The 24467-nt window shown below is 72.4% G+C and carries 21 protein-coding genes; 6 read left to right on the plus strand and 15 right to left on the minus strand.

Features of this window, described 5'->3' with window-relative positions:
- Positions 1-4 precede the first annotated feature (4 nt).
- A complete protein-coding gene (locus ACGFSC_RS11985) occupies positions 5-2227 on the plus strand; it encodes an MMPL family transporter (RefSeq protein WP_359910788.1) in 2223 nt (740 codons plus the stop codon).
- On the opposite strand, the gene ACGFSC_RS11990 is transcribed toward ACGFSC_RS11985, so the two are convergent.
- The 5 genes from ACGFSC_RS11990 to ACGFSC_RS12010 all read right to left on the minus strand — a co-directional run bounded on the left by ACGFSC_RS11990 (position 2224) and on the right by ACGFSC_RS12010 (position 9071).
- On the minus strand, positions 2224-3534 hold the full coding sequence (locus tag ACGFSC_RS11990) for a M14 family zinc carboxypeptidase (protein WP_359910785.1): 1311 nt from the start codon (positions 3532-3534) through the stop codon (positions 2224-2226). The genes ACGFSC_RS11985 and ACGFSC_RS11990 overlap by 4 nt on opposite strands.
- 119 nt (positions 3535-3653) lie before the next feature.
- The gene (locus ACGFSC_RS11995; protein WP_359910782.1) at positions 3654-6773 is read right to left on the minus strand and encodes a phosphocholine-specific phospholipase C; all 3120 of its coding nucleotides are present in this window, start codon (positions 6771-6773) and stop codon (positions 3654-3656) included.
- A gap of 291 nt (positions 6774-7064) precedes the next feature.
- Positions 7065-7553 carry an ATP-binding protein gene (locus tag ACGFSC_RS12000; protein ID WP_359910779.1) on the minus strand — a complete coding sequence of 163 codons (489 nt, stop codon included), beginning with the start codon at positions 7551-7553 and terminating at the stop codon, positions 7065-7067.
- Positions 7554-7690: 137 nt separating this feature from the next.
- Positions 7691-8086, minus strand: coding sequence for an STAS domain-containing protein (locus ACGFSC_RS12005; RefSeq protein WP_359910776.1), 396 nt, complete (start codon positions 8084-8086; stop codon positions 7691-7693).
- Positions 8087-8168: 82 nt separating this feature from the next.
- Positions 8169-9071: a SigB/SigF/SigG family RNA polymerase sigma factor gene (locus tag ACGFSC_RS12010; protein ID WP_359910774.1), complete on the minus strand. Its 903-nt coding sequence runs from the start codon at positions 9069-9071 to the stop codon at positions 8169-8171.
- 235 nt (positions 9072-9306) lie between these two features.
- On the opposite strand from ACGFSC_RS12010, the gene ACGFSC_RS12015 reads away from it, so the two are divergent.
- The gene (locus ACGFSC_RS12015) at positions 9307-9957 is read left to right on the plus strand and encodes a CatB-related O-acetyltransferase (RefSeq protein WP_380631835.1); all 651 of its coding nucleotides are present in this window, start codon (positions 9307-9309) and stop codon (positions 9955-9957) included.
- A 330-nt stretch (positions 9958-10287) separates the two neighbouring features.
- Here ACGFSC_RS12015 and ACGFSC_RS12020 read toward each other — a convergent pair whose 3' ends face one another.
- The 4 genes from ACGFSC_RS12020 to ACGFSC_RS12035 all read right to left on the minus strand — a co-directional run bounded on the left by ACGFSC_RS12020 (position 10288) and on the right by ACGFSC_RS12035 (position 15242).
- Positions 10288-10590: a hypothetical protein gene (locus ACGFSC_RS12020; protein ID WP_359910768.1), complete on the minus strand. Its 303-nt coding sequence runs from the start codon at positions 10588-10590 to the stop codon at positions 10288-10290.
- Positions 10587-11072: a hypothetical protein gene (locus tag ACGFSC_RS12025; RefSeq protein ID WP_359910765.1), complete on the minus strand. Its 486-nt coding sequence runs from the start codon at positions 11070-11072 to the stop codon at positions 10587-10589. The genes ACGFSC_RS12020 and ACGFSC_RS12025 overlap by 4 nt, the downstream gene beginning before the upstream one ends.
- 155 nt (positions 11073-11227) lie before the next feature.
- The gene (locus ACGFSC_RS12030) at positions 11228-14233 is read right to left on the minus strand and encodes a BTAD domain-containing putative transcriptional regulator (RefSeq protein WP_359910762.1); all 3006 of its coding nucleotides are present in this window, start codon (positions 14231-14233) and stop codon (positions 11228-11230) included.
- A 481-nt stretch (positions 14234-14714) separates the two neighbouring features.
- Positions 14715-15242 carry a peptidylprolyl isomerase gene (locus ACGFSC_RS12035; RefSeq protein WP_359910759.1) on the minus strand — a complete coding sequence of 176 codons (528 nt, stop codon included), beginning with the start codon at positions 15240-15242 and terminating at the stop codon, positions 14715-14717.
- 319 nt (positions 15243-15561) lie between these two features.
- Here ACGFSC_RS12035 and ACGFSC_RS12040 point away from each other — a divergent pair, with 319 nt between their 5' ends.
- Together ACGFSC_RS12040 and ACGFSC_RS12045 are read left to right on the plus strand one after the other, a co-directional pair.
- Positions 15562-16956: a solute carrier family 23 protein gene (locus tag ACGFSC_RS12040; RefSeq protein WP_359910756.1), complete on the plus strand. Its 1395-nt coding sequence runs from the start codon at positions 15562-15564 to the stop codon at positions 16954-16956.
- A gap of 153 nt (positions 16957-17109) precedes the next feature.
- On the plus strand, positions 17110-17838 hold the full coding sequence (locus ACGFSC_RS12045; RefSeq protein WP_359910753.1) for a heparin lyase I family protein: 729 nt from the start codon (positions 17110-17112) through the stop codon (positions 17836-17838).
- Positions 17839-17943: 105 nt separating this feature from the next.
- Here ACGFSC_RS12045 and ACGFSC_RS12050 read toward each other — a convergent pair whose 3' ends face one another.
- The 5 genes from ACGFSC_RS12050 to ACGFSC_RS12070 form a co-directional block, all read right to left on the minus strand.
- Entirely contained in the window at positions 17944-18378 is a 435-nt protein-coding gene (locus ACGFSC_RS12050; protein ID WP_359910750.1) for a peptidase inhibitor family I36 protein, read from the minus strand.
- A 32-nt stretch (positions 18379-18410) separates the two neighbouring features.
- Positions 18411-18851, minus strand: coding sequence for a peptidase inhibitor family I36 protein (locus ACGFSC_RS12055; RefSeq protein WP_359910747.1), 441 nt, complete (start codon positions 18849-18851; stop codon positions 18411-18413).
- Positions 18852-18913: 62 nt separating this feature from the next.
- On the minus strand, positions 18914-19360 hold the full coding sequence (locus ACGFSC_RS12060) for a peptidase inhibitor family I36 protein (RefSeq protein WP_359910744.1): 447 nt from the start codon (positions 19358-19360) through the stop codon (positions 18914-18916).
- A 254-nt stretch (positions 19361-19614) separates the two neighbouring features.
- Complete coding sequence (locus ACGFSC_RS12065) at positions 19615-20739, minus strand: WD40 repeat domain-containing protein (RefSeq protein ID WP_359910741.1); 1125 nt, start codon at positions 20737-20739, stop codon at positions 19615-19617.
- A 297-nt stretch (positions 20740-21036) separates the two neighbouring features.
- Positions 21037-21675 carry a hypothetical protein gene (locus tag ACGFSC_RS12070; protein ID WP_359910738.1) on the minus strand — a complete coding sequence of 213 codons (639 nt, stop codon included), beginning with the start codon at positions 21673-21675 and terminating at the stop codon, positions 21037-21039.
- A gap of 232 nt (positions 21676-21907) precedes the next feature.
- On the opposite strand from ACGFSC_RS12070, the gene ACGFSC_RS12075 reads away from it, so the two are divergent.
- The gene (locus tag ACGFSC_RS12075) at positions 21908-22333 is read left to right on the plus strand and encodes a hypothetical protein (RefSeq protein ID WP_359910735.1); all 426 of its coding nucleotides are present in this window, start codon (positions 21908-21910) and stop codon (positions 22331-22333) included.
- Positions 22334-22428: 95 nt separating this feature from the next.
- Here the strand turns inward: ACGFSC_RS12075 and tnpA are convergent, their stop codons facing one another.
- Positions 22429-22857 (minus strand): IS200/IS605 family transposase, encoded by a 429-nt coding sequence (gene tnpA, locus ACGFSC_RS12080; protein WP_359910732.1) that lies wholly within the window; start codon positions 22855-22857, stop codon positions 22429-22431.
- A gap of 24 nt (positions 22858-22881) precedes the next feature.
- Here tnpA and ACGFSC_RS12085 point away from each other — a divergent pair, with 24 nt between their 5' ends.
- Entirely contained in the window at positions 22882-24108 is a 1227-nt protein-coding gene (locus tag ACGFSC_RS12085; RefSeq protein ID WP_359910802.1) for an RNA-guided endonuclease TnpB family protein, read from the plus strand.
- The last annotated feature ends 359 nt before the right edge of the window (positions 24109-24467 follow it).

Here is a 24467-nt window from a genome sequence, read left to right on the forward strand (position 1 = left end):
TTCCATGCCGCCGTCCGCCCGTCCCGCCCCCTCGCCGGCCGCCGCGGCGCCGGCCCGGCGCTCGGCGCTGCGCCGCCTGGGCGAGTGGTGCGCGCGCCACTCGCTGATCGTGATCGTGCTGTGGCTGATCGCCCTGGCCGGCATCCAGGCCGCCAACAAGTCGGTGGGCGGCGCCTACTCGGACGACTTCTCGCTGCCCGGCACCCAGTCGCAGCAGGGCCGGGACGTCCTGCAGGCGCACGAGCCGGCCGCGGCGGGCACCAGTTCCCAGGTGGTGCTGCACGACGCGGCGCCGCTGACGGGGTTCCAGCCGCAGATCGCCCAGACGGCGGCCTCGCTCCAGCAGTTGCCGCACGTGCTGTCGGTGCAGAGTCCGCTGCCGCCGCCGGGGCAGAGCCCGCCGCCGGGCGGGCCGCTGTCCGCCGACGGGCTGACCGGGTACTTCACCGTACGGTTCGACACCAACCCGACCCTGCTGGGCAAGGACTACCTGCCGGGGGTGGACGCGGCGGTGGAGCCGCTGCGGGCGGCCGGGGTGCAGGTGGAGTACGGGGGGCCGCTGGGCGAGCTGGCCCGGCCGGCGCCGGACGACCGTTCCAGCGAGGTGATCGGCTTCGCGGTGGCGGTCGTGGTGCTGCTGGTGGGGTTCGGCAGTGCGATCGCGGCCGGGCTGCCGCTGCTGACGGCGCTGTTCGCGGCGGTGGTGGGCCTGGGGGTGCTGGGGCTGGTGGCGGCGCTGTCCACCTTCGCGACGGTGGCGCCGACGCTGGCGACGATGATCGGCATCGGGGTGGGGATCGACTACGCGCTGTTCCTGCTGACCCGTCACCGGCAGAACCTGATGGACGGGGTGGATCCGGTGGCCTCCGCCGGGCAGGCGGTGGCCACCAGCGGGCGGGCGGTGCTGGTCTCCGGCTGCACCGTGATCGTCGCGTTGTCCGGGCTGTCGGTGTCGGGGATCTCCTTCATCGCCAAGCTGGGGGCGGCGGCGGGCATCACGGTGGTGTCGGCGGTGCTCGGGGCGCTGACCCTGCTGCCGGCGCTGATGGGGCTGATCGGGCGCCGGATGGACCGGTTCGCGGTGCGCCGTCCGGTCGCGGAGGCCGGCGGGGACGTGGAGGGCGGGGCCTGGCACCGGTACGCCCGGCGGGTGCAGGCGCGGCCGTGGCGGTACCTGGTGGCCGGGGTGGCGGTGCTCGTGGTGCTGTCGATCCCGCTGTTCTCCATCCAGCTGGGCCACATCGGTGACGGCGCGGACTCCACCGACTTCACCGACCGGCGGGCCTACGACCTGATGTCCCAGGCCTTCGGGCCGGGCTCGAACGGGCCGCTGACGGTGGTGGTCGACCAGAGCGCCGTGCCCGCCGAGGCGCGGGCGGGGCTGTCGGCCTCGGTGCAGCAGGCGCTCACCGGCCTGCCCGGCGCGGCGAGCAGCACCCCGCTGCAGACCAGCCCGGACGGCGCGGTGCTGTTCGGCACCGTGATCCCGGCGAGCGCCCCGCAGGACCGGGCCACCACCGATCTGGTGAACCGGCTGGCGGACACCGTGCTGCCGGACGCGGTGGCCGGCACGGGCGCGAAGACGTACGTGACCGGCAACACGGCGGCGCAGGTCGACTTCCTGGACATCGTGTCGAGCCGGCTGCTGCTGATCATCGTGGTGGTGGTCGGGCTGGCCTTCCTGATCATCCTGCTGGTCTTCCGCGGCCCGCTGGTCGCGGTCAAGGCCGCGGTGCTCAACCTGCTGTCGATCGCCGCCTCGTACGGGGTGGTGGTGGCGGTCTTCCAGTGGGGCTGGGGCGGGCCGGCGCTGGGGGTGGAGGGGAAGGTGCCGATCGAGAGCTACGTGCCGATGATGATGTTCGCGATCGTCTTCGGGCTGAGCATGGACTACGAGATCTTCCTGCTGTCGCGGGTGCACGAGGCGTGGCTGCGCACCGGGCGCAGCCACGACGCCGTGGCGCACGCGCTGGAGATCACCGCGCGGGTGATCAGCTGTGCGGCGCTGATCATGGTGAGCGTGTTCGCCGCGTTCATCGTCAGCGACAACGTGGTGATCAAGATGATGGGGCTGGGCCTGGCCGTGAGCGTGCTGGTGGACGCGACGGTGGTGCGGCTGCTGCTGGTTCCGGCGGTGATGACGCTGCTGGGGGCGGCGGCCTGGTGGACGCCGCGGTTCCTGGACCGGGTGCTGCCGCACATCGACACCGAGGGCACGAACGCCTAACGCCGCGGGTGGCGCAGGGCGACGGCGGCGCGGACGGTGTTGGCCTGGTGGGCGGCCTGGCGGGCGACGGGGAGCCAGGCGGGCTGGAAGGTCCGCTGGTACTGGGCGCACCAGTCGCGCAGGAGGTGGTCGAGGCGGGCGGCCTGGGGTGCGGCGGGGGCGCCGGCGACGCGGACGGCGCGGCGCAGCAGGGCGGCGGCGCGGACCGGGACGCGGTGGGCCCACAGGTCGATGCCGGTGAGGCGGGCGCGGGTGAGCGGGGTGCGCAGGAGGTCCTGTCCGTGGACGTCCGGGTCCCATTGGTCGGCGAGTCGGTGCAGTGCGGTGAGCGGGGTGCGGGCGGCGCGCAGCAGGGGGGTGTCGGGGTTTCGCACGTAGGGCAGGGCGGCGTCGAGGAGCGCGGTGAGGAGTGTGCCGCGGTGGCGCAGGCGGTCGGCGCAGGTGCGCAGGTAGAGGCGGACGGCTTCGGCGGGGCGGGTGTCGCCGAGGTGGGCGCTGGTCCAGGCGGGGACTTCGACCAGGACGGTCCGGCCGCCGTGGCGCTGGGGGGCGAACCAGGTGCCGGCCCGGCCGCCGGCGTCCTGGTGGGGGGTGAGCATGCCGGTGGCGGTCTCCTGGTGGTCGATGTGGTGGGGGGCCATGAGGTAGAGGCCGGGGGCGGATTCGTGCAGGTGGAAGGTGTCGTAGTTGCCGGTCTCGACGGGGATGCCGAGGTCGGCGGCGGAGCGGGTGAAGGGGTGGGCGAGGGCGGCGGGGTCGCCGGTGGCCTGGACGAAGGTGCCGCCGACGTCGGTGCTGTGCAGGGAGAACTGGAGGGTGGGGCGCAGTTCGTCGATGAGGTGGAGGAGGGTGCGGCTCTCGGGGAGGTCGGAGCCGATGGCGGGGGCCCATTCGGGCTGGTCCTCGGCGGCGGGGCGGTAGTAGTGGTCGTAGTAGGCGGGCAGGGTGCGGGCGGTGCGGCTGCCGTCGGCGAGGTGGGCGCCGTCGGGGTCGAGGCAGAGCAGGAAGTGCCAGGCCAGGTCCGGGTCTTGGGCCGTGAGGGCGTGGTGGGCGAGGTCGGTGACGGCGGCCCGGCCGGCGAACTCGTCGGCGTGGGCGCCGGCGACGACGAGGAGGTCGTGCGGGCCGCGGCCGACGGTCAGCAGGGTCAGGGGGCGTCCGGCGCGGGAGGTGCCGACGGTGCGCACCCGGCACAGGTCGGGCCGCTGGGCGGCCAACTGGTGGGCGGTGGCGGTGAGTTCGTCGAGGCTGGGGTAGCGGTCGTGGAGCTGGGCGGCCCGGCCGGCCGGGGTCGTCGTGTCGATCACCTTCGGTTTCCTCCCCTGTGGTCGTGGCAGTAGTTCTACCTGGCACGCGGGGCCGCCGGTACGGGCCGGGCCCGCCCGGGCGCTGAGGCTCGGGCGGGCCCGGGGCGGGGCGGGGGGTGTCAGCCGGTGATGGGGCGGGTGTCGAGGCGGATGTGGTCGACGGCCCAGTACCAGTTGTTGCCGGCGTCGTACATGCGGAACCTGAGGGTCACCGAGCGGGCTCCGGCCGGGACGGCGAAGCTGCGGGTGATCCGGGTGTTCTGCACGTCCTTGCCGGCGTTGTCGTTGCCGGTGGCGTCGGAACTGTAGGCGAGCAGGCGGGTCTCGGTGCCGTTGTCGAAGACGGCGGTGACGGAGGCCTTCTGCGGGGCCTCCTGGCGGTAGTGGGAGTCGAAGGCGAGGTGGAGGGTGTCGGTGCCGGCCGGGACGGCGACGGCGGGCGAGACCAGGGTGGAGTCGAAGACGCCCTTGCGGGAGGGCGAGCCGGTGTCGTCCCAGTCGTCGGGGTCGGCGACGGCGACGACGCCCAGGGCGCGGGTGAAGTTGCCGCGGTCCTGGCCGGCGGGGACGGACCACTCGCGCTTGGTGTGGAAGGTCCAGCCCTGGAGGCGGACGGTGCCCTGCGGCATGGCGGGGGCGTTGACGACCGTCCAGCCCTTGGGGGCCTGGGCGGTCCAGCCGAGGACGCCGGCCTCGGGCTTGAGGGTGTCGGCGAGGGATTCGAAGTCCTCGTCGAGGAGGTGGCCGGTCATCACCGGGGCGGGGCGGGCGGCGAGTTCGCCGTCGGCGAGGGCGAAGCGGCTGTCGGCCTGGGCGCGGGCGGTGACCAGCAGGCGGTGGGTGGCGGTGGCGGGCAGCTGGGCGGGCGGGGTGACCTGCCAGACGGCGGTGGCGGCGGCGCCGGCGGCGAGCCGGTCGGGCGCGGCGGTGACGGTGGTGGCGCTCCAGCCGGGCGGGAGCAGCGGCTGGGCCTCCAGGCGGGTGAGGGCGGTGGTGGCGGTGAGGGTGGCGGTGATCGTGGCGGGGTGTCCGGGCAGCAGGACGGGTTCGTCGATGGTGGTGGAGGCGGCGCCGAGGGCGAGGTTCACGGTGAGCGGGTCGGCCAGGCCGAGGGCGGGGTCGGTGACGGTGCGGTCGTCCCAGGGGAAGCGGCCGGCGATGCGGCGGCGGAAGCCGAGGTCGCCCTGGACGGCGACGGCGACGTCGTACCAGCCCTCGGGGCCGACCTTGAGGTTGACGGTGCGGTCGTCGCCGGCCTCCACGCGGACCTCGCGCAGGCCGTCGCCGTAGGCGAGGTCGCCGACCAGGAAGGTCCGGGCGGTGCGCGAGCGGTTGATGACGTCGACCTCCAGGACCTTGCCGTCGCTCTCCTCGGAGAGCGAGACCTCGTAGGCGGAGGCGGTGTCGCCGCGCAGGTGCCACAGGGCGCCGTCGGGGCCGTGGACGCGCAGGTCGTAGCCGGCGGGGCCGACCTTCCAGACGTCGGACAGGCGGCTCTTCGCGGCGACGGTGTAGTGCTTGGGGGCCTCGCCGGGGGCGGGGTAGACGGCGAGGACGGCGCCCTGGCGGCCCTGGTTGACGAAGTCGAGGGTCAGTTCGTCGCCCTTGAGGCGGGGCTTGACGAGCAGGTTGTACGGGGCGGGGCGCGAGGAGCGGGTGCCGCGTTCCTGCTTCGGGAAGGTCTGCGGGCTGGGCACGGTGGGGGCGGGGAGCTTGCCGGTGTCGACGACCTTCTGGCGGTTGCCGCTGGTGTCGGGCAGTTGCGGCCAGGCGGGGTTGCGGCCGGAGAAGTCGAAGACGTTGGTGAGGTCGCCGCAGACCGCGCGCCGCCAGGGGCTGATGTTGGGTTCCTGGACGCCGAAGCGCTGTTCGAGGAAGCGCAGCACGGAGGTGTGGTCGTAGACGGTGGAGTCGACGACGCCGCCGCGGGTCCACGGGGAGACGACGACCATCGGCACCCGTACGCCCAGGCCCATCGGGTAGGGGCCGGAGACCAGGGTCTCGCCGGCGGGGAGGGTGTCGGACCAGGCGAGGGTGCCGTCGGCGGCCCTGACCCGGTACCGGCCGTCCTGGCCGACGACCCGGTGGTAGGTGGAGGAGCCCTTGGAGACGCGGACGACGACCTCGCCGTCGACCGGGACGTTGGACTTGCCGCGGCCGTCGGCCAGCGGCGGGACGGGCGGCAGCTGGTGGTCGAAGAAGCCGCCGTGCTCGTCGTAGTTGAGGATGAAGACGGTCTTCTGGAACACCTCGGGCTTGGCGGCGAGCGCGGACAGCAGCCGGGAGGTGAGGTGTTCGCCGTTCGGCGGCGCGTAGTTGGCGTGCTCGGACAGCGCGGCGGGGGCGACGATCCAGGAGACCTGCGGGAGGCGGTCGGCCTGGACGTCGGCGGTGAAGGCCTCGACCAGGGCGTCGCCCATGGCGAAGGGGTCCTTGGCCTTGGCCGGGTCGCCGACGGCGCGCATGCCGCGCTCGTAGAGCGGCTCACCGGGCTTGGCCTTGACGAAGGGGGCGAACCAGGCGAGGGCGTTGTCGTCGAAGTTGTCGAGGGCCTGGTAGGTCTTCCAGCTGACGCCGGCCTTCTCCAGGCGCTCGGCGTAGGTGGTCCACTCGTAGCCGCCGGGGATCTCGGTGTTGTCGGTCACCGGGGTGTCGCGGACGGTGCCGCCGCTGGTGCCGGTCATCAGGTGGTCGCGGTTGGTGTTGGTGTTGCACTGCACGGAGGCGTAGTAGGCGTCGCAGACCGTGAACACCGAGGCGAGGGCGTGGTAGAAGGGCATGTCGGCGGACTCGTAGTAGCCCTGGCCGAGCCAGCCGGAGGAGCGGCGGGTGACGGAGCCGTCGGCGCGGCCGTCGTTCCAGGCGTTCATGGAGTCGCCGTAGCCGAAGGCGGGCGCGCCCTGCTGGTAGGCGTTGGTGTGGGCGGCGTTCATCGGGAAGGGCAGCAGGTAGCCCTCCTTGCGGCCGGGGTCGGGCTGGTGGAAGACCGAGCGGCCGTCGACGCCGCGCACGGCGGTGCGGTCGCCGAAGCCCCGCACGCCGGCCAGGGTGCCGAAGTAGTGGTCGAAGGCGCGGTTCTCCTGCATGAGCACCACGACGTGCTGGATGTCCGCCAGCCGTCCGGGCCGGGCCGGTGCGGCGAGTGCCTGCTGGACGCTGAGCGGGAGGGCGGACAGCACCGCGGCCGCCGCCGCGCCGCCGAGGACACTGCGGCGCGACAGTTCGGGCTTCGGACTCATGAGGGTGGGGCTCCTTGCTGACGGACCGCGGTTCCTCGGTACGGGGGCCGGCCGCGCGGTTCGGACCGGACCCGTTATGTGTACGAGACCGAGGTGGACGCAGCCGTGGTGTCCGATGACGGGCCGATGACCGGCAAGAGACCCCGAGCTGTACAGACAACTTGACGCCCCATGATCAAACGGTCGGCCGATCGACGGGCCGGCGGGGGTGCGGGGCCGCGGGGTCGGCGGCGGGGCGGCCCGCGCGTCGGCCGCGGTTCGACGGCAGGTCAGCGACGGGGCGGCCGCGGGTCAGCGGCGGGTCAGCCGGTGGGCGTCGAACTCGGCCCAGATCGCCTTGCCCCGGCCGTTCGGCTCGGCGCCCCAGCGGTCGGCGGTGCGCTCCACGATGAACAGGCCGTGGCCGCCCGGCAGGGCCGGCTCGTGCGGCAGGCGCAGCACCGGCATGGCCGGGCTGCGGTCGCTGACCTCCACCCGCAGGCGCTGCCCGGTGGCGTCCAGGACCAGCTCCAGCGGGCCGTCCCCGTGCAGCATGGCGTTGGCCACCAGCTCCGCCACCAGCAGCACGACGTCCGCGCCGACGCCCTCGTGGGCGCCGGGCGCGCCGGGCGCCCCGGCGGGCGGGTACCAGTCGCCGACCGCCTCGGCGGTGAAGGCCCGGGCCCGGGCGACCGGCTTGGGGAGCCCGGCCAGCGGCAGCCGGCGGCGCTGGCCACCGGGCGGCAGGGCGGGCCCGGCCCGGTGCGCGTCGCCGTCCAGGGTTCCCCGGCTCATCGTCATATGAGGGCACCCTTCGGATCGACGGCGGTTCGCATGTCGGTTTCCCGGCGCTCCCGGGATTATGCCTTCCCCGGCGCCGGGTGCGCGGCACCCGCGACACGCGCGGCACCCGCCCCGCGGCGGCGTGCCCGGCCGGCTCAGGCCGCCAGGGCCTCCTCGGCCGAGCCGTGGATGGAGAACACCGCCCGGGTGCCGGTCAGTTCGAGGACCCGCATGACGGTGGGCGGCACCGCGGCCAGGTGCAGCCCCACGCCCTCCTCCCCCGCCGCGAGGCGGGTCTTGAGCAGGAGGTTCAGTCCGGAGGAGTCGCAGAATCCCACCCCCGCGAGGTCGATCACCACCGCGCCGGGCCGCCGGGCGACCAGGGCGGTGAGCGTGTCGGCGGCGGGGGCGAGCGTCTCGATGTCGAGGTCGCCCGCCAGGGCGCAGACCACCGCGCCGCCCGCCGCGGGTCGGGTCCGTACCGCGAGCTCCGCACGGTAGGGGGAGGCCGCCGGCCCGAGGCCCCGCTGGTCGTTGTCGGATGGCATCATCGTCGTCCCCTCGTGTCCGTGCCCTCCGACCTTACGTAGGCGGCGTGCCGCGGCCAAGCGGGTGCCGGGGCCCCGGGCGCCCTCAGTCCTCCTCCAGTCCCTCGCGCAGGCGCCGCAGGGTGCGGGAGAGCAGCCGGGAGACGTGCATCTGGGACAGCCCCAGGCGGGCGCCGATCTGCGACTGCGTCAGGTCCTCGCAGAAGCGCATCGACAGGATCTGCCGCTCGCGTTCCGGCAGGGCGGCGACCAGCGGCTTGAGCGCCACCAGGTCCTCCACCCTGGAGAGGTCCGGGTCCTCCTCGCCGAGGCGCTCGCCCAGGCAGCCGGGGCGGTCGTCGTCCTCGGTGCCGGTGTCCAGGGAGCCCGCGGTGTGCCCGTTCGAGGCGGTCAGGCCCTCGACCACCTCCTCCTCGGCGAGTTGGAGGTGGTCGGCCAGTTCGGCGACCGTGGGCGCCCGGTCCAGTTCCTGGGCCAGCCGCTCCTGGGCCTTGGCCAGGGCGATCCGCAGCTCCTGGAGGCGGCGGGGCACGTGGACGGCCCAGGTGGTGTCGCGGAAGTGGCGGCGGATCTCGCCGAGCACGGTGGGCAGCGCGAAGGTGGTGAACTCGGCGCCCAGCTCCGGGTCGAAGCGGTCGATGGCCTTGATCAGGCCCACCGCGCCGACCTGCAGCAGGTCCTCCTGCGGCTCCCGGTGGGCGTTGAAGCGGCGGATCGCGAACCTCACCAGCGACAGGTTCATCTCCACCAGGGTGGCCCGCACGTACGAGTACTCCCGGGTGCCCTCCTCCAGCGCGGCGAGCCGGCGCAGCAGCACCCGGGTCAGCTCACGGGCGTCGGACGGGGCGACCTCCCGCAGGTCCTCGGCCGCGGCCAGCTCCGGTGGCAGCAGGTCGCGCAGCCCCGCCGTGGCGGAGCCGGCCGTGCGGGAGGGGTCCTTCGTCGGCGAAGCGGCGGAGGCGGTCAGTTCACCAGTGGTCGTGACCATCGGAGTCCTTCCTCTTGTCGGCACGGTCGAACGCCCCGGATACCCCGCCCCGGCCGATCGATGCAGCGACGCCGCGTGGAGGTTTCGTGAATCCCGGACGGGCGCCCGGGCGGGGGCCGGAAAACCCGGTGGTCCGCGGCGCCGTCCGGTGGATCATGGCAGGGCGCGCTCCGGCGCCCCGATGCCCCTGACACCCCGTCGACGTGAAAGCGGTGCCGCCCCCGTGACCCCCGCCGTGCCCGACCTCCCCGCCGTGCCCGATCCGACCGTGCTGCACCCCTTCCCCGGACAGCCGCGGGTGGTCCTGCTCAAGCCGCTGGTCACCTCGCCGCTGATCGAGGTGGGCGAGTACTCGTACTACGACGACCCGGACGACCCGACGGCGTTCGAGACCCGCAACGTGCTGTACCACTACGGGCCGGAGAAGCTCGTCATCGGAAGGTTCTGCGCCTTCGCCACCGGGGTGCGGTTCGTGATGAACGGCGCCAACCACCGGATGGACGGGCCCTCGTCCTTCCCCTTCCCCGTCATGGGCGGCGCCTGGGCCGAGCACTTCGACCTGATCACCGGCCTGCCCGGGCGCGGCGACACCGTGATCGGCCACGACGTGTGGCTCGGCTACCGCACCACCGTGATGCCCGGCGTGCGCATCGGCCACGGCGCGATCGTCGCCGCCGGGTCCGTCGTCACCTCCGACGTCCCCGACTACGCCGTCGCCGGCGGCAACCCGGCCAGGGTGATCCGGCTGCGCCACGACGAGGCCGACATCGCCCGCCTGCTGGACATCGCCTGGTGGGACTGGCCCGTCGAGCACCTCACCCGCCACCTGCGCACCGTCATGTCCGGCACCGTCGACGAGCTTGCGGCCGCCGCCCCGGGCGCCTGAGACCGCCATCCGCCCACGCGTACGCGGGCACCGAGCCGCGCAACGTGTTCGTCGCCCTCACCGAGAACGCGCCGGTCGACCGGTCGCTCGGCCACGGCCTCGCCCAGTACGACCCGGGGCCGCAGGACGGCCCCGCGCGGTCCCCCGGAGACGGCGGGGCCCGGGTCGCCAGGGCGTGTCTGACCATTCGCGTCGGATCAGGGCGCGGCGTTGGGGTGCGTGCATCGCAAGGCGGAGGAGGGAGCCACTGCGGAGCATTGGCGACCGACGACAACGCGGCGAGGTGCGTGCCCCGGCGTCGCGCACCCGGCGGGAATTGTCAGACACGCCCTAACGCACGGTGGGGTGGTGGAGGCGGCGGGCGGCGGTGCGGATGGCGAGGGTGTACGGGGCGTCGAGGGCGCGGGTGCGGGCGTCGAGGTCGTCGAAGGCCACCAGTGCCTTGTGGGTGTCGTCGGTGGTCTGGGTCCAGGCCGTCCAGGCGTTGTGGACGTCCTCGTCGGTGACCTGCTCGCCCTTGGCCTGGAGCAGCACGGCGTAGATGCGGAAGAGGTCGTCGGAGCCCGCGGGGGGTCTGGCCTCCGAGGGCAGGCAGGAGCGGATCAGGTCGGCGATGGGATCGAGGTGGCTCATACGGCCAGTGTGCCGGTGGCGAGCGTGCCCGTGAGCAGGATCAGATGAGCCACCGCGAATATCATCGGCACGAGCCGTTCGGTGGTGCCGAGTTCGGTGTAGTGCCGGTGGCGCCGGCCGGGTGCCGCGGCGTTGCGCAGGACGTCCCACTCGTCGGTGTAGATCCGCGCGGACAGCTTCTCCTCCATGCTGTTGATGACCTGGAACTTGGCGCCGTTGAGGTCCCGGTAGCTGCGCAGCTGCATCCACCAGGCGCCGGAGAGCGTGATGCCGGCCAGCGCGACGGCCGTCGCCACCCACCACGGGGACTCCGACAGCTTCGGTATGCCGAAGCCGATCAGGGTGACCAGCGCGGTCTGCACGGACAGGAAGAAGGTGTTGGCGTTGCCCCGGCGGGCCGAGACCCGGTCGGCCATCTCCACGGCGAGCTTGTACAGCTCCAGCAGCTCGGTCTGACGGTTCGGCTCCGGCGGCGTGGTCATCGCGAAACCCCCTCGGGCAGGTGGTGTGCCGGCTTCGCCCGCTGCCCGGGCTCCCCCCGTGGTGTTCATCCTTCCCGGCGGGACGGCCCGTCAGTGCTGCGCGGCCGGCGGTGCTGCCCGCCGCCGGTGCTGCCCGCCGCCGGTGCCGCGCGCCGTCAGTGCCGCCCGGCGGTGGCCGTCGATCCGGCGGTGACCGTCGCGACGGCGCCCGCCACCGCGGGGGTGCCGGCCGACAGGGCGCGCAGGGCGGCGCCGGCCTCCGACTCGCCCTCCCCGTACTGGTGGGCGCGGGCGGTGCGCAGGGCGGCCCCGAGGTGGAGCGCGGCCTCCTCCGGCCGGCCGGTGGCGGCCAGGGCGCGGCCGTAGAGGGTCTGCAGGACCACCCGGCGGGCGACCGGGAAGGGCGGCTCGGCGACGGCCAGGCCGCGGGAGGCGTGGTGGGCGGCCTCCTCGGCGGCGCCGGCGGCCAGGCACTCGCCGGCCAGGTGCTGGCGGGCGAGGGCGACGAGTTCGGCGCGCCCGGCCCGTTCGGCCAGGGACAGGGCCTTCACCAGCAGGCCGCGCGCCCGGGCGCGGCCTGCCCGGTCGCCGTGGCGGGCGAGGGCGACGGCGAGGTTGATCAGGGCGACGGCCTGGGCGGTGCTGTCGCCGGCCCGGGCGGCGAGGTCGGGGGCGCGTTCCAGGTGGACGAGGGCCTGTTCGGGGCGGCCCTCCTCCAGCAGGACCCAGCCCAGCAGGGCCCGGGCGCGGGACTGGGCGCCGGGGTCGCGGTCGGCCTCGGCGGCGGCCAGGCCGTGTTCGAGCAGCGGCGCCCAGCCGTCCCGGACCTGCCAGACGATCAGCGGCCACTGGAGCAGCACCAGGCGCCAGGCGCGGTCGTGCAGTCCGGCGGCGACCGCCGCCTCGACCGCGCCGCGCAGGGTGTCGCGTTCGGCGGCGTACCAGGCGAGCGCGCCCGCCCGGTCGGGGAAGGGGCGGACCTCGGCGGGGCGGCGGGTGCCGGGCGGCAGGGTGCAGCACGGTTCGCTGCCGGGTTCGGCGGCGGAGCAGGCGGTGAGCAGGGTGTTCAGCAGGTGGTCGAGCAGGCGGGGCAGCACCTGGGTGTCGGTGTCGCCGGGCAGGCTGCGGGCGTAGAGGCGGACCAGGTCGTGCAGGGTGTAGGCGTCCCGGCCGATCTCCACGATCAGGTGGGCGGTGGCCAGTTGGGCCAGCGCGTCGGCGGCCTCCTCGGGGCGGCAGCCGGCCAGGGCGGCGGCGGTGCGGCTGTCGAGGGTGGCGCCGGTGTGGGCGCCGAGGCTGCGGAACGTGCGGCGGACGGGTTCGCTCAGGTGCTGGACGGTCAGCGCGAGGGCGGCGGCCACGCTGGTGTCCTCGACGTCGAGGAGGTTCAGGCGGTCCTGCTCGACGGCGAGTTCCTCGGCGAGGGCGGCCAGCGCGCGGGCCGGGCCGGTGGCGAGGCGGGCGGCGGCCAGCCGCAGGGCCAGCGGCAGGCCGTCGCACAGGCCGGCCAGGCGGGCGGCGGCCTCGGGTTCGGCGGCGACCGGGTCGGGGCCGAGGGTCGCGGCGAGCAGGCCGACGGCCTGCGGGGAGGAGAGTTCGGCGAGCGGCACCGGGCGGGCGGCGTCGGAGGCGACCAGCCCGCCGAGCCGGTCGCGGCTGGTGACCAGGGTGACGCAGTCGTCGCCGTCGGGCAGCAGCGGGCGGACCTGCTCGGAGCGGCGGGCGTTGTCCAGGACGATCAGCATCCGGCGGGTGGCGGTCAGTTCCCGGTAGCGGGCGGCCATCGCCTCGGGGGTGGCGGGCATCTGCTCGGCGGGCAGGCCCAGGGCGAGCAGCAGTTCGCGCAGGACGGCGGCGGTGTCGCGTTCCGGCAGCGGGCTGTGGCCGCACAGGTCGACGAAGAGCCGGCCGTCGGGGAAGTCCTGCTGGCGGCGGTGCGCCCAGTACAGGGCGAGGGTGGTCTTGCCGACGCCGGCGCCGCCGGTGAGCACGGCGACGGCGCCGGGGGCGGCGGTGGCCCGGTCGAGCGCGGCCAGTTCGTCCTCCCGGCCGGCGAAGCCGCGCGGGCGGCGGGGGAAGGGCCAGGGCGCGGGCTGGTGCCAGGGCGCCGGACGCACGGGGGCGGGCGCGGGGACGGGGGCGAGCACGGACGCGGCGGAGGAGGAGGCAGCGGCGGCGGGGGCGGGCTCGGGGGCCGCGGCCGGCAGCGGTTCGGGGCCGGGGGCCCGGTCGGGGACGGAGGTCAGACCGCCGACGGTGGGGACCCGCGCGGGCGGGACCCGGTCGGACGCGGCCCGGACGGCCGGCTGCTCCTGGTCGCCGGGCAGCCGGGGCGGCGGCACCCGGTCGGACCGGCCCGCCGGGGCCTCGGTGTGCCGCGGGGCCTCGCCGCGCTGCGGCACGTCGGTGCGCTGCGGCAGGTCGGTGCGCAGCAGGCGGTCGTGGGCGTCGGTGAGTTCCGGTCCGGGGTCCATGCCGAGTTCCTCGGCCAGGGCGCGGCGGGTGCGGTGGAACCAGTCCAGGGCCTCCGAGCGGCGCCCCGCGCGGCCGAGCGCGTGCATGAGGTCGGCGACCAGCGGTTCGCGCAGCGGGTTGGCGGTGGCCTCGGCGTGCAGCAGGTTCGCGGCCGCGCCGTGGTCGCCGAGCCGGCCGTGGGCGCGGGCCAGTTCCTCGGCGGCGGCCAGCCGCAGTTCCTCCAGGGCCTGGGCGGCGCACTGCAGCGGCAGGCCGGGGATGGTGCCGGCGAGGGCGGGGCCCCGCCACAGGGCGAGTGCCTCGCGCAGGGCGGCGGCGGCCTCGGCGGCGTCCTCCAGGGCGCGGGCGCGGACCACCAGCTGTTCGAACCGTACGGTGTCCACCGCGTGGTCGGGGGCCCGCAGCAGGTAGGCGCCGTTGTCGGTGACGAGTTCGACGCCGGCGGCGGGGGCGTCGTGGGCGGTGAGCAGGGCGCGCAGCCCGGAGACGTGGTTGTGGATGACGGTGCGCGAGTGCCGGGGCGGCTCCTCGTCCCAGAGGGTCTCGGTGAGCCGTTCGACGGTGACCGGTGCTCCGGGGTTCAGCAGCAGCATGGCGAGCAGGCTGCGGCGCTTCGCCGATCCGGCCGGAAGCTCCCGGCCGTCCGCGGCCACCACGGCCACCGAGCCCAGCAGTCGGAACTCCACGCACCCCCCTTAGATGGATTAGATGTATATGACAAGCTTATGACACCAGGCGATCTTTCGATCGCGGAGCGTCGTCCATGGATCCGCTGCCAGCGGGCGACCTTGATCGAGTCGTCGATGTACAGACCCCCGACGGGCTGCGCAGGGTTGCTTCCCGCGTCGACACTCTCGTTGCCCGAGGGGCCCTGGAGGTGGACGGCCGGTGACGTCCCGGTGCGGCCGTGCCCCTTCGGTGCTCGGGTCGGAGCGGTGCTCGGACGACCGGAGCCTGCGCGGTGATCCGTCCCGGCCGCAAGGGTCAACGGCCGATCAGGGACGGCGGGACGCTGGAACGGGCTCTGAGCAGGGGGAATGCCGGGGCCCTGGAACGCGGGGATGAAACGCGGGGATGAAACGGCGGGGCGGTGCGGTGGAACGGGTCGTCCCGCACGCCGTGCCGGGGCCGGGCGCCCGTGGCCGGGCGCCCGGGAGAGTCTTCCGGTCAGCGGGTCTCGATGACGACCTTCTCGATGACCACGTCCTGGACCGGGCGGTCGTTGCGGGGGTTGGTCTCCGCCGTCGCGATGGCGTCGACGACCTTCCGGCCTGCCTCGTCGGCGACCTCGCCGAAGATGGTGTGCTTGCCGGTGAGCCAGGTGGTCGCCCCGACGGTGATGAAGAACTGGGAGCCGTTGGTGCCCGGTCCGGCGTTGGCCATGGCCAGCAGGTAGGGCTTGGTGAAGGCCAGGTCCGGGTGGAACTCGTCCGCGAACTTGTACCCGGGGCCGCCGGTCCCGTTGCCCAGGGGGTCGCCGCCCTGGATCATGAAGCCCTCGATGACCCGGTGGAAGACCGTGCCGTCGTACAGCGGCTCGTTGCTCGGCTGACCGGTGTTCGGGTCGATCCACTCCCGCTCGCCGTTGGCGAGCTCCACGAAGTTCTTCACGGTCTTGGGGGCGTGGTTCGGCAGCAGCCGGATCACGATGTCGCCCTTGTTGGTCTTCAGCGTCGCGTACAGCTCTTCCGCCATGGCACGTCCTTCGATAGGTCCTACGGATGCGGCCAGTCTTCAGGCCGGCCGGCCCGTCCGAGCGGCGGCGACGCGGTGATGCACCCGCACGGGTGACACTCCGCGAACGGGCATCCGGCCGGCAGCCGGATCCTGTGGCGTGCGGCCGGATCCGCGGTGCGCGGGCGGTGGCCGTAAGATCCCCGACAGCACCGGGCCCGTCGGGCCTCGTCACACGTATCCGCAGCTCACGCGGGTCCGTGTGATCGCCGGGACATCCGGCGGCCACGAGAATGGTGCGGACAGTTCCCCGGAAGTACAGAGAAAGCGATACCTCACCATGGATCTCGGCGTGCGCTGGAAGCTGCACGGTGACGGGCGCACGCCCGCACCGGGGGCGGTGGTCCGTCCCGACGAACGGCTCTCCTGGCCCCGCACGGCAGGCCTCGGCGCCCAGCACGTGGTGGCGATGTTCGGGGCGAGTTTCGTGGCGCCCGTGCTGATGGGGCTCGACCCCAACCTCGCGATCATGATGTCCGGCGTGTCGACCGTGATCTTCCTGCTGGCCACCAAGGGCCGGGTGCCCAGCTACCTGGGCTGCTCGCTGTCCTTCGTGGGCGTGGCCGCGGTGATCCGGGCGCAGGGCGGCACCAGCGCGACGGTGACCGGCGCGGTGTTCGTGGTGGGCGTGGCGCTGTTCCTGGTGGGCGTGGCGGTCCAGCGGTTCGGGGCGCGCATCATCCACGCCGCGATGCCGCCGATCGTCACCGGCGCGGTGGTCATGCTGATCGGCTTCAACCTCGCCCCGGTGACCGCCTCGGTGTACTGGCCGCAGGACCAGTGGACGGCGCTGCTGGTGATGCTGTTCACCGGCCTGGCCGTGGTGTGCCTGCGCGGCTTCTGGTCGCGGGTGGCGATCTTCCTGGGGCTGCTGTTCGGCTACGGGATCTCCTGGCTGTTCGACCGGGTCTTCGGGAAGATCCACTCGGTGGACGGCGGCGGGCACATGACCGACCACTGGCGCCTGGACCTGTCGGGCGTCGGCAAGGCGGACTGGGTCGGCCTGCCGACCTTCCACGGCCCGTCCTTCCAGTGGTCGGCGATCCTGGTCGCGCTGCCCGTGGTGATCGCGCTGGTCGCGGAGAACGCCGGGCACGTCAAGGCCGTCGGCGAGATGACGGGCTCCAACCTGGACGACAAGCTGGGCACCGCGATCTCCGCGGACGGCGTCGGCTCCATGCTCTCCACCGCGGTCGGCGGCCCGCCGAACACCACGTACTCGGAGAACATCGGCGTCATGGCCGCCACCCGGGTCTACTCGACGGCGGCGTACTGGGCGGCGGCCGGCTTCGCGCTGCTGTTCGGCCTGTGCCCGAAGTTCGGCGCGATCGTGGCCGCGATCCCGGGCGGGGTGCTCGGCGGGATCACCGTGATCCTGTACGGCATGATCGGGCTGCTGGGCGCGCAGATCTGGACCAAGTCCCAGGTGGACCTGCGCAATCCGCTCAACCTGGTGCCGGCCGCGGCGGGCATCATCATCGGCATCGGCAACGTGACGCTGAAGTTCACCGACACCTTCAGCCTCAGCGGCATCGCGCTCGGCACGCTGGTCGTCATCACCGGCTACCACGTGCTGCGGGCGCTGGCCCCGGCGCACCTCAAGACGCAGGAGCCGCTGCTGGACGAGGGCACCTCCTCGTACGACCAGGGCGCCGAGGAGCCGCGCACTCCGTAACGGACGGGAGCGGGGCCGGGTTCAGGTCGACAGGGCGGCCGACGGAAGTGTCCGAAAAGGATCTTCCGTCGGCCGTTTCGGCTGGCCGGGCGGGCCGATTGCTGGTCGAATCGCTCCTCGCCCGTGTCCGCCACTCATCCCCCCGGGAGAGGCATGTCCCTTCTGACCCACCGCCGCAAGGCCGCCGCCGCGGCCGTCGCCCTCGCCACGTTCGCGATCACCTGCGGCCAGGCCTCCGCGAGCAGCTCCGCCGCCGCGGGCAAGGTCCTGTGGACCCCGAGCACCAGCACGGGCCCGTCCTCGTTCAAGGCGGTCCAGTGCGCGGCCGGCAACTTCGGGGTGGTGAAGGACTCCGCCAAGGGCAACGTGTGGCGCGCCTTCCAGGCCGGCGGGGAGGAGCGCTGCGAGACGCTCAGCCCGGACCTGAAGGAGGGCGACACCTTCTACCTGGGCTGGTCGTCCAAGGTGGACATCCAGGACACCAACAGCCGGTACGTGTTCCAGCTGAAGTGCTCGCCGAGCACCGACACGGCCAACCACCCGATCGAGATCGACATCGTGAACGGGCGCGTGCGCCTGCAGGAGTGGGACACCGCCCACGTGTCGCACTCCCTGTGGACCGCGCAGACGGCCAACAACACGTGGCACTCCTACGCGCTGAAGATCCGCCTGGGCCGCACGGACGGCACCATCGACTTCTGGTTCGACGGCGTGAAGCAGACGTTCACGACGGGGTCGGGCACGTTCAAGGGCACCACCTGGGACGGCGACCGGAACTACCTCAAGTGGGGCTCGTACCACCCCTCCACGGGCGACGCGACGAACACCTTCACCAGCCCGGTGATGGCCACGACCCTGGAGGCGGCCACCGCCGGCTCGTAGGACCTTGAGGGACAGACCGCGGGCCCGGACCGCAGTGGATGCGGTCCGGGCCCGCGCGTCAGGCACATGCGAGAACCGGTCGGGGACTTCGGGCCCTGCGACGGGTCAGCAGTACTTGAAGGAACTGATCCTGTCGTTGATCCACGACGGGACCGAGGGCCACTGCTCCCGGGGGCCGATCCTGAACTCCAGGCCGGTGTAGTTGTTGTTCTCGTAGAAGCAGATGCTGCTCCCGGTGTTGTTCAGCACCGACGAGGTGGTGTCCTGCATCCCCGTCCACAGGCCGCTCTTCCGCTCCAGCTTGCCCATGTCGCTGATGTTCTGGTCCGAGGCGATCGAACCGAACTTGCCGGTGGCACCGGTGTTGGCGACGAAACCGCCCTCGGACCACAGGCAGACGTAGTTGGTGGGGCACGCTCCGGCGCCCTGCCCGATGCCGAGGATCGTGTTGGCGCTGGCGGAGCCCGCGACGGTCACGACCAGCCCGACGGCGGCGGCGGTACACAGGCCGAGCCTGGTCATCTTCCGGGAAATCTTCATGACGATCCGTTCAGGTCGAGGAAAGGAGGAGGTCAGCAGTACTTGAAGGAGCTGATCCTGTCGTTGATCCACGACGGGATGTAGGGCCAGTGCTCCCCGGGGCCGATCCTGAACTCCAGGCCGGTGTACCAGTTGTTCTCGTAGAAGCAGATGCTGCTCCCGGTGTTGTTCAGCACCGACGAGGTGATGTCCTGCATCCCCTTGTCCCCACCGGAGTCGCGCTTCTGGAGCTTGCCCATGTCGCCGGTGTTCTGGTTGGACGCGAAGGAGCCGAACTTGTTGTCGTTGACGGTCGTGCCGTTGATGAAGTTGGCCTCCGACCACAGGCAGACGTAGCCGCTGGGGCACGACCCGGCCCCGTGGCCGATGTCGTAGACATTGGTGGCGCTCGCGGAGGTCGCCCCGGTCACGATCAAACCGACGGCGGCGGCGGCGCTCAGGCCGAGCTTGGCCAGGTTCCTGGAAAGCTTCATGACGATCCGTTCAGGTCGAAGAGGGGAAGGGGGAAGGGGAAGGGGAAGGGGGAACGCAGGGGTCAGCAGAACTTGAAGGAGCTGATCCTGTCGTTGATCCACGACGGGACCGAGGCCCACTTCTCCCAGGGGCCGATCCTGAACTCCAGGCCGCCGTAGTTGGTGTGCTCGTAGAAGCAGATGCTGCTCCCGGTGTTGTTCACGACCGAGGAGGCCTCGTCCGTCATGCCCTTCCAGCGCCAGAGCTTGCTCTCGAACTTGAACTGCGCCAGGTCCGCGATGTTCTGGTTCGCGCCCACCGCCCCGTAGTCGATCCCGCCCTTGGGGTTGCCCACGATGTAGTTGTTCTCGCTCCACAGGCACACCCAGTTGGCGGGGCACTTGCCGGGGCCGGTCTCGATCGAGGTGAGGATGTCGGCACTCGCACTCGTCGTCGTGGCGGCGAGCACCCCGGCCACCGTGGCGACACCCACGCCGAGCCTCATCGCCGTCTTCCGCAGGTTCATCATGATCTCCTCTGCTGCTCTTCAACTGCCCAGGGGGCGCTCCGGCGTTCCGCTCGCGGAGCAACACCACTGTGGCGGCGAGGGCCCAGCGGAGGCATCAGTCATCCGACTGCATGTGAAGCCGGCGTCGTCGACCTAAGTCGACCCACCGGCGTCCACCGGCGTCCACCGGCATAGGTATCCCCCGCACGGCCATGGGTCGGCGGGGGGAGAAACGCGGGGGCGGGCCCGGCCCCTCGGGGGCCGGTGGGTGCGCCCTAGGTGTTCTGTCCCGTGAGGCGCCAGGTCTCCACCCGCTTGTCGTATCCGCCGGTGGCGATCCGCGGCTCACCGTCGACCTGGATCTGGCACAGGGCGCGCACCCAGCCGCAGCCGAACGGCCCCAGGAAGTGCTGGGCGCCGCCCACCGTGCCCACCCGCTCTCCCGTGGTCGGGTCCCAGAGCTTCACGCCCGGCCCGTCGCCGCCGGAGGCCAGCAGGTACCGCTCCCCCACCTCGATCTGGCACAGGGCGTGCAGCCAGCCGAAGTCGTCCTCCATGACGTGGAGTTGCTCCCCGGTGCCCGGGTTCCACAGTCGCACCTTCTCGTCGATGCCGGCCGAAGCGAGCAGGACCTCGTCCGCGGCCCGTATCTGGCACAGGGCCGTCGGCCAGCCGTCGTGGCCCGTCAGCACCCGCACCTGCTCGCCCGTGCCCGGCTCCCACAGCCGTACCGTCCGGTCCCCGTGGGCGGAGGCGAGCAGGTCCCTGCCCTCGGAGCGGACCGCGCACACCGCCATGACCCCGCCGGCGCCGGGCGAGATGACCCGGACCGGCTCGCCCGTGCCCGGTTCCCACAGCCGGAGCGCCTCGTCGTCCCCGCCGGCGGCCAGCAGCACTCCGTCGCCCACCCGCACCTGGCAGACCCCGCGCACGGCGGCCCGCGACCCCTTGAGGACGGACACCTGCCTGCCCGTGCCCGGCTCCCAGAGCCGTACCGTCCGGTCGTCCCCACCGGAGGCCAGCAGGGGCCGGCCGCCGACCTCCACCTCGCACAGGGCGTTCACCCACCCTCCGTGCCCCTTCAGGAAGACGACCAGGTCCCCCGTGTCCGGGTCGCCGACCCTGATCACCCGCTGGGAGCCCGCGAAGGCCAGCAAGGGCCGGTCGCCCACCCGGACCTGGCACACGGCACTGAACCTCGGGGCGAGCGCCTTCAGCACCGCCTTCCTCGCGGCGATCAGAACCACCGCGACCGCCAGGGCGGCGATGAGCGCCTGGACCACCGAGAGCACCCGGAACAGAGCCAGCGCGACGATGACGACCAACAGCAGGCGTATCCGCAGGATCCGGAACACCACGATGTGCAACCCGCGCGGAAGGCCCGCATTGACCGTCGCCACCCCCGCCCCCTTTCGGTGAATCTGATGAGACGTCAAGTGCCGGTAATTCCCTGACACTCAGGCGACCCTAGTGCCCGGGGGAGACACCTGCACCCGAACTGCGCCCGGCGGCACGACCGAGTTCCCGGCCGCCGTCCTGCCGGGAGAGGCCCCGACGCCGACGAGTGCATCGGCCGGGCGCTGGAGCCCGACCTGTGGCCCTCGTGGAGGACATCTCATGTCGGGGAGCCCGCGGGTGCGGACGGGGGCTGCCGCGACCCCGGCGAAGGCGATGAGATGTCCTCCTGAGGCCGGAAGCTACTCCAGCCGGAGCTTGAGCCCGCAGCCGCCGGGCCGGTCGTCGGTGTCGATGCGGATGGTGGGTGAGCTGAAGTTGTCCACGGAGCTGAAGATGCCGTAGTCCGGACCGGCGTTCCCGCACTGGGCGGGGTCGCCGTCCGAGTAGAAGTTGATTCCCATCTTCATGGTGGAACTCGACAGGGCGAACGTGAGATCGCATCCGCCCGGCCGGTTGTCGGTGTCGATCCGGATGCTGGGGCCGAAGGTCCGGGTCGTCCGGATCGGCACCTGGTGGGTGCCCGGGTTTCCGCACTGGGCGGGATCACCGCCGGGGGTGACCTTGAAGGTGTAGGTGACGGACGAACCTGCCAGTCGATTGTCCGGATCGTAGATACCGAATGCGAGCAGACAGCCGCCGGGGCGGGAGTCGGTGTCGAAGCGGATCGCCTCGGTCACGCCGAAGTCGTCCTTCCACTGTTCGCCCGTTCTTCCACCGCACTGGCCGGGGTCGCCATCGGGGTTGAACTGGACGCCGAGCTGAGGGGCGGTGACCAGTTCGGTGCGGGCCTGGGCGAGGGGTACCGGAACAACGCTGATTGCGGCGGCGGTGGCGGTGGCTGCGGAGAGCAGCAGCACCCTCTGCGTGATGCTCTTCATGGCATCGATTCCCTTCGTACGGAGAGCCGGATCCTGGAGTGCAGGATTCCGGCACCCCGAACACCCCAAACCCGCCGCCGGGGGACAAGGAGGGGCGCATCGCCCGAATGGTCCAGCAGCCGACATTCCCGCTCGAAACCGAAGTGTCCGAGCGCTGTGTGATCATGCAGAGCCCCACGGGTGGAACCACCGAGGGGACCGCGAACTGCCCCGAGTCGACAGGAGCCGACCCGTGATCGACTTTCTGGAAGAAGTACGCGCGATCATCGGGCCGCCCAGTGGGCCCGGCGTGCCGGCGGAGTGCTGGCACGGGCTGGAAGCCGAGCTGGGCGTGGAACTGCCGGGAGACTTCAAGACCCTGGCCGAGCGCTACGCGCCGATCGAGATCGGCCGGTCGATCTCGCTGAGGGGCCCAGCCGCGCAGGGGTGGGACCTGGGCACGTACATACGGGAGACCGTGGTCGCCTACCAGGACTGCGAGTTCACGGACGAGAACTTCCCCGGATTCCCCGCACCCCTGGGGTTCGGCGCGCCGGACGGCCTGATCCCCATCACGCCGACCGCGCACGGGGAAGCGGTGTTCCTGCTGCGCACCGGCACCGGGTACGGCTGGTGCATCGTGGTCTACGTCGGCCACGACGACGAGTTCTACCTCTGATCTTGGCCAGTGCTCCGCCCTTCAGGGCGGGGGTGAAGGCCATCCTTGGCCCGGAGGCGCGGAGCGCCGGAGTTCGCTGCGCCTCGGGGTAACGATCAGACGGGCCGCTTCTGGTTCTCGATGTACTGCTTGACCACGGTCAGCGGTGCGCCGCCGCAGCTCCCGGCGAAGTAGGAGCCGGACCAGAAGTGTCCGCCCCACAGGTACCGGCGCACGTGCGTGTCGTACTCCTTGCGCAGCAGCCGGGCCGAGACGCCCTTGAGGGAGTTGACCAGCTTGGAGAGCTGGACCTTCGGCGGATAGTGCACCAGGAGGTGCACGTGGTCGTCCTCGCCGTTGAACTGCTTCAGCTCGGCCTCGAAGTCGGCGCATACCTCCCGCATGATCTCTTCGCATCGCGTCAGCATGGCGTCGGTCATTGCCTTGCGTCGGTACTTCGTGACAAAAACCAAGTGGACATGCAGGTTGTAGACGACGTGACGCCCGGTGCGGACATCGGGATTGGGGTTCCATCGTGGTGACATAAACCAAAGGGTATGGTGATTGACATGCAGCTTCGGTACAGCTTCCGCGTGTACCCGAGCGCCGGTCAGCGCATGGAGTTGGCGAGGGCGTTCGGGTGTGCTCGGGTTGTCTTCAACGACGCGCTCCGCGTCCGTGAGACCGCCCGCGCCGCCGGGCTGCCGTTCGTTGCGTCGGGTGAGCTGTCCAAGCAGCTCACCGCCGCGAAGAAGACCCCCGAGCGGGCATGGCTCGCCGAGGTTTCATCGGTCGTGTTGCAGCAGTCCCTCCGGGACCTGGACACCGCCTACCGGAACTTCTTCGACGGCCTCAAGGGCAAGCGCCCGCGCATGGGCGCGCCCCGCTTCAAGTCCAAGAGGGACACCCGTCAGGCGATCCGCTTCACCGCGAACGCCGGGTGGAAGATCACAACCGGGGGAAAGCTCCGGCTTCCCAAGGTCGGCGACGTGGCCGTGAAGTGGTCCCGTTCCCTGCCTTTGACCCCGTCCACGGTGACCGTGGTCAAGGACAGTGCAGGCCGCTACTTCGCCTCGTTCGTGGTCGAGACCGACCCCGAGACGCTGCCGGATACGGACGGCGTGGTCGGCATCGACCTGGGCCTGACCCACTTCGCGATCCTGTCCGACGGCACGAAGATCGAAAGCCCGCGCTTCCTTCGCCGGGCGGAGAAGAGGCTCAAGAAGGCGCAGCGGAACCTGAGCCGGAAGGCGAAGGGATCAGCGAACCGGGCGAAGGCCCAGATCAAGGTTGCCCGCACCCACGCACGGACCGCCGATGCGCGACGCGAGTTCCACCACCAGCTCTCCACCAAGCTGATCCGCGAGAACCAAGCGGTTGCAGTGGAAGACCTTGCGGTCAAGGGCCTCGCCCGCACTCGCATGGCCAAGTCCGTACACGACGCCGGATGGTCGGCCTTCACCGCGATGCTGGAGTACAAGGCCGCTCTGTACGGGCGCGTGTTCCACCGCATCGGACGGTTCGAGCCCACGTCTCAGGTCTGCTCGGCCTGCGGCGTCCAGGACGGCCCCAAGCCCCTCAACGTCCGCGAGTGGACATGTGGAGCCTGCGGGACCGTTCTGGACCGGGACATCAACGCGGCGGTCAACGTCGCCAAGGCCGCCGGACTGGCGGTATCAGCCTGCGGAGCGCGGGTAAGACCGGGACTCGTCCCGGCGCAGCGCGAAGAAACAGGAACCCACTCGAAGCCCCGGCCGGTGACCACCGGCAGGCAGGCGGGAATCTCCGTCCTTTAGGGCGGAGAGGATGTCAACGCTACGACCTGACATTCGCGGAATGGTTCTGCCGGTACCTGCGCGGAGAGGACATGACCGGGCCGAACAGCGGACAGGAGTTCTCGAACCCGATCGAGTTGACGGACTACGGCGTGCTGCCGATGCGGACGGAGCCATTCGGCCCGGTACGGCATTCGTGAGGACTGCACACGCACGGCGACCGGCACCGGTCCTCGGTGAGCCGTCGTGGCGGCAGCAGGGCGACGGGAACCGGAAGCGGCAGCAGCCCTGACCGGAAGAACCCGCAGGCCCGGACCGCACGTTGTGGCGGTCCGGGCCTGCGGGTTCTTGCGGGTGGTGGGGCAGTCACGGGCGGGGCT

Source organism: Kitasatospora sp. NPDC048715, from assembly GCF_043198905.1.
In the GTDB taxonomy this organism is placed as follows: Bacteria; Actinomycetota; Actinomycetes; order Streptomycetales; family Streptomycetaceae; genus Kitasatospora; species Kitasatospora lactacystinica.

Coding starts and splice junctions, on each gene's coding strand:
- ACGFSC_RS12000 (WP_359910779.1), bottom strand. CDS start 7,553: ATGACGATGAGCCGGGGAACCCTGGACGGCGACGCGCACCGGGCCGGG.
- ACGFSC_RS12055 (WP_359910747.1), bottom strand. CDS start 18,851: ATGAAGCTTTCCAGGAACCTGGCCAAGCTCGGCCTGAGCGCCGCCGCC.
- ACGFSC_RS12040 (WP_359910756.1), top strand. CDS start 15,562: ATGGATCTCGGCGTGCGCTGGAAGCTGCACGGTGACGGGCGCACGCCC.
- ACGFSC_RS12010 (WP_359910774.1), bottom strand. CDS start 9,071: ATGGTCACGACCACTGGTGAACTGACCGCCTCCGCCGCTTCGCCGACG.
- ACGFSC_RS12045 (WP_359910753.1), top strand. CDS start 17,110: ATGTCCCTTCTGACCCACCGCCGCAAGGCCGCCGCCGCGGCCGTCGCC.
- ACGFSC_RS12020 (WP_359910768.1), bottom strand. CDS start 10,590: ATGAGCCACCTCGATCCCATCGCCGACCTGATCCGCTCCTGCCTGCCC.
- ACGFSC_RS12070 (WP_359910738.1), bottom strand. CDS start 21,675: ATGAAGAGCATCACGCAGAGGGTGCTGCTGCTCTCCGCAGCCACCGCC.
- ACGFSC_RS12060 (WP_359910744.1), bottom strand. CDS start 19,360: ATGATGAACCTGCGGAAGACGGCGATGAGGCTCGGCGTGGGTGTCGCC.
- ACGFSC_RS12085 (WP_359910802.1), top strand. CDS start 22,882: ATGCAGCTTCGGTACAGCTTCCGCGTGTACCCGAGCGCCGGTCAGCGC.
- tnpA (WP_359910732.1), bottom strand. CDS start 22,857: ATGTCACCACGATGGAACCCCAATCCCGATGTCCGCACCGGGCGTCAC.
- ACGFSC_RS12005 (WP_359910776.1), bottom strand. CDS start 8,086: ATGATGCCATCCGACAACGACCAGCGGGGCCTCGGGCCGGCGGCCTCC.
- ACGFSC_RS12025 (WP_359910765.1), bottom strand. CDS start 11,072: ATGACCACGCCGCCGGAGCCGAACCGTCAGACCGAGCTGCTGGAGCTG.
- ACGFSC_RS12035 (WP_359910759.1), bottom strand. CDS start 15,242: ATGGCGGAAGAGCTGTACGCGACGCTGAAGACCAACAAGGGCGACATC.
- ACGFSC_RS11995 (WP_359910782.1), bottom strand. CDS start 6,773: ATGAGTCCGAAGCCCGAACTGTCGCGCCGCAGTGTCCTCGGCGGCGCG.
- ACGFSC_RS12050 (WP_359910750.1), bottom strand. CDS start 18,378: ATGAAGATTTCCCGGAAGATGACCAGGCTCGGCCTGTGTACCGCCGCC.
- ACGFSC_RS11985 (WP_359910788.1), top strand. CDS start 5: ATGCCGCCGTCCGCCCGTCCCGCCCCCTCGCCGGCCGCCGCGGCGCCG.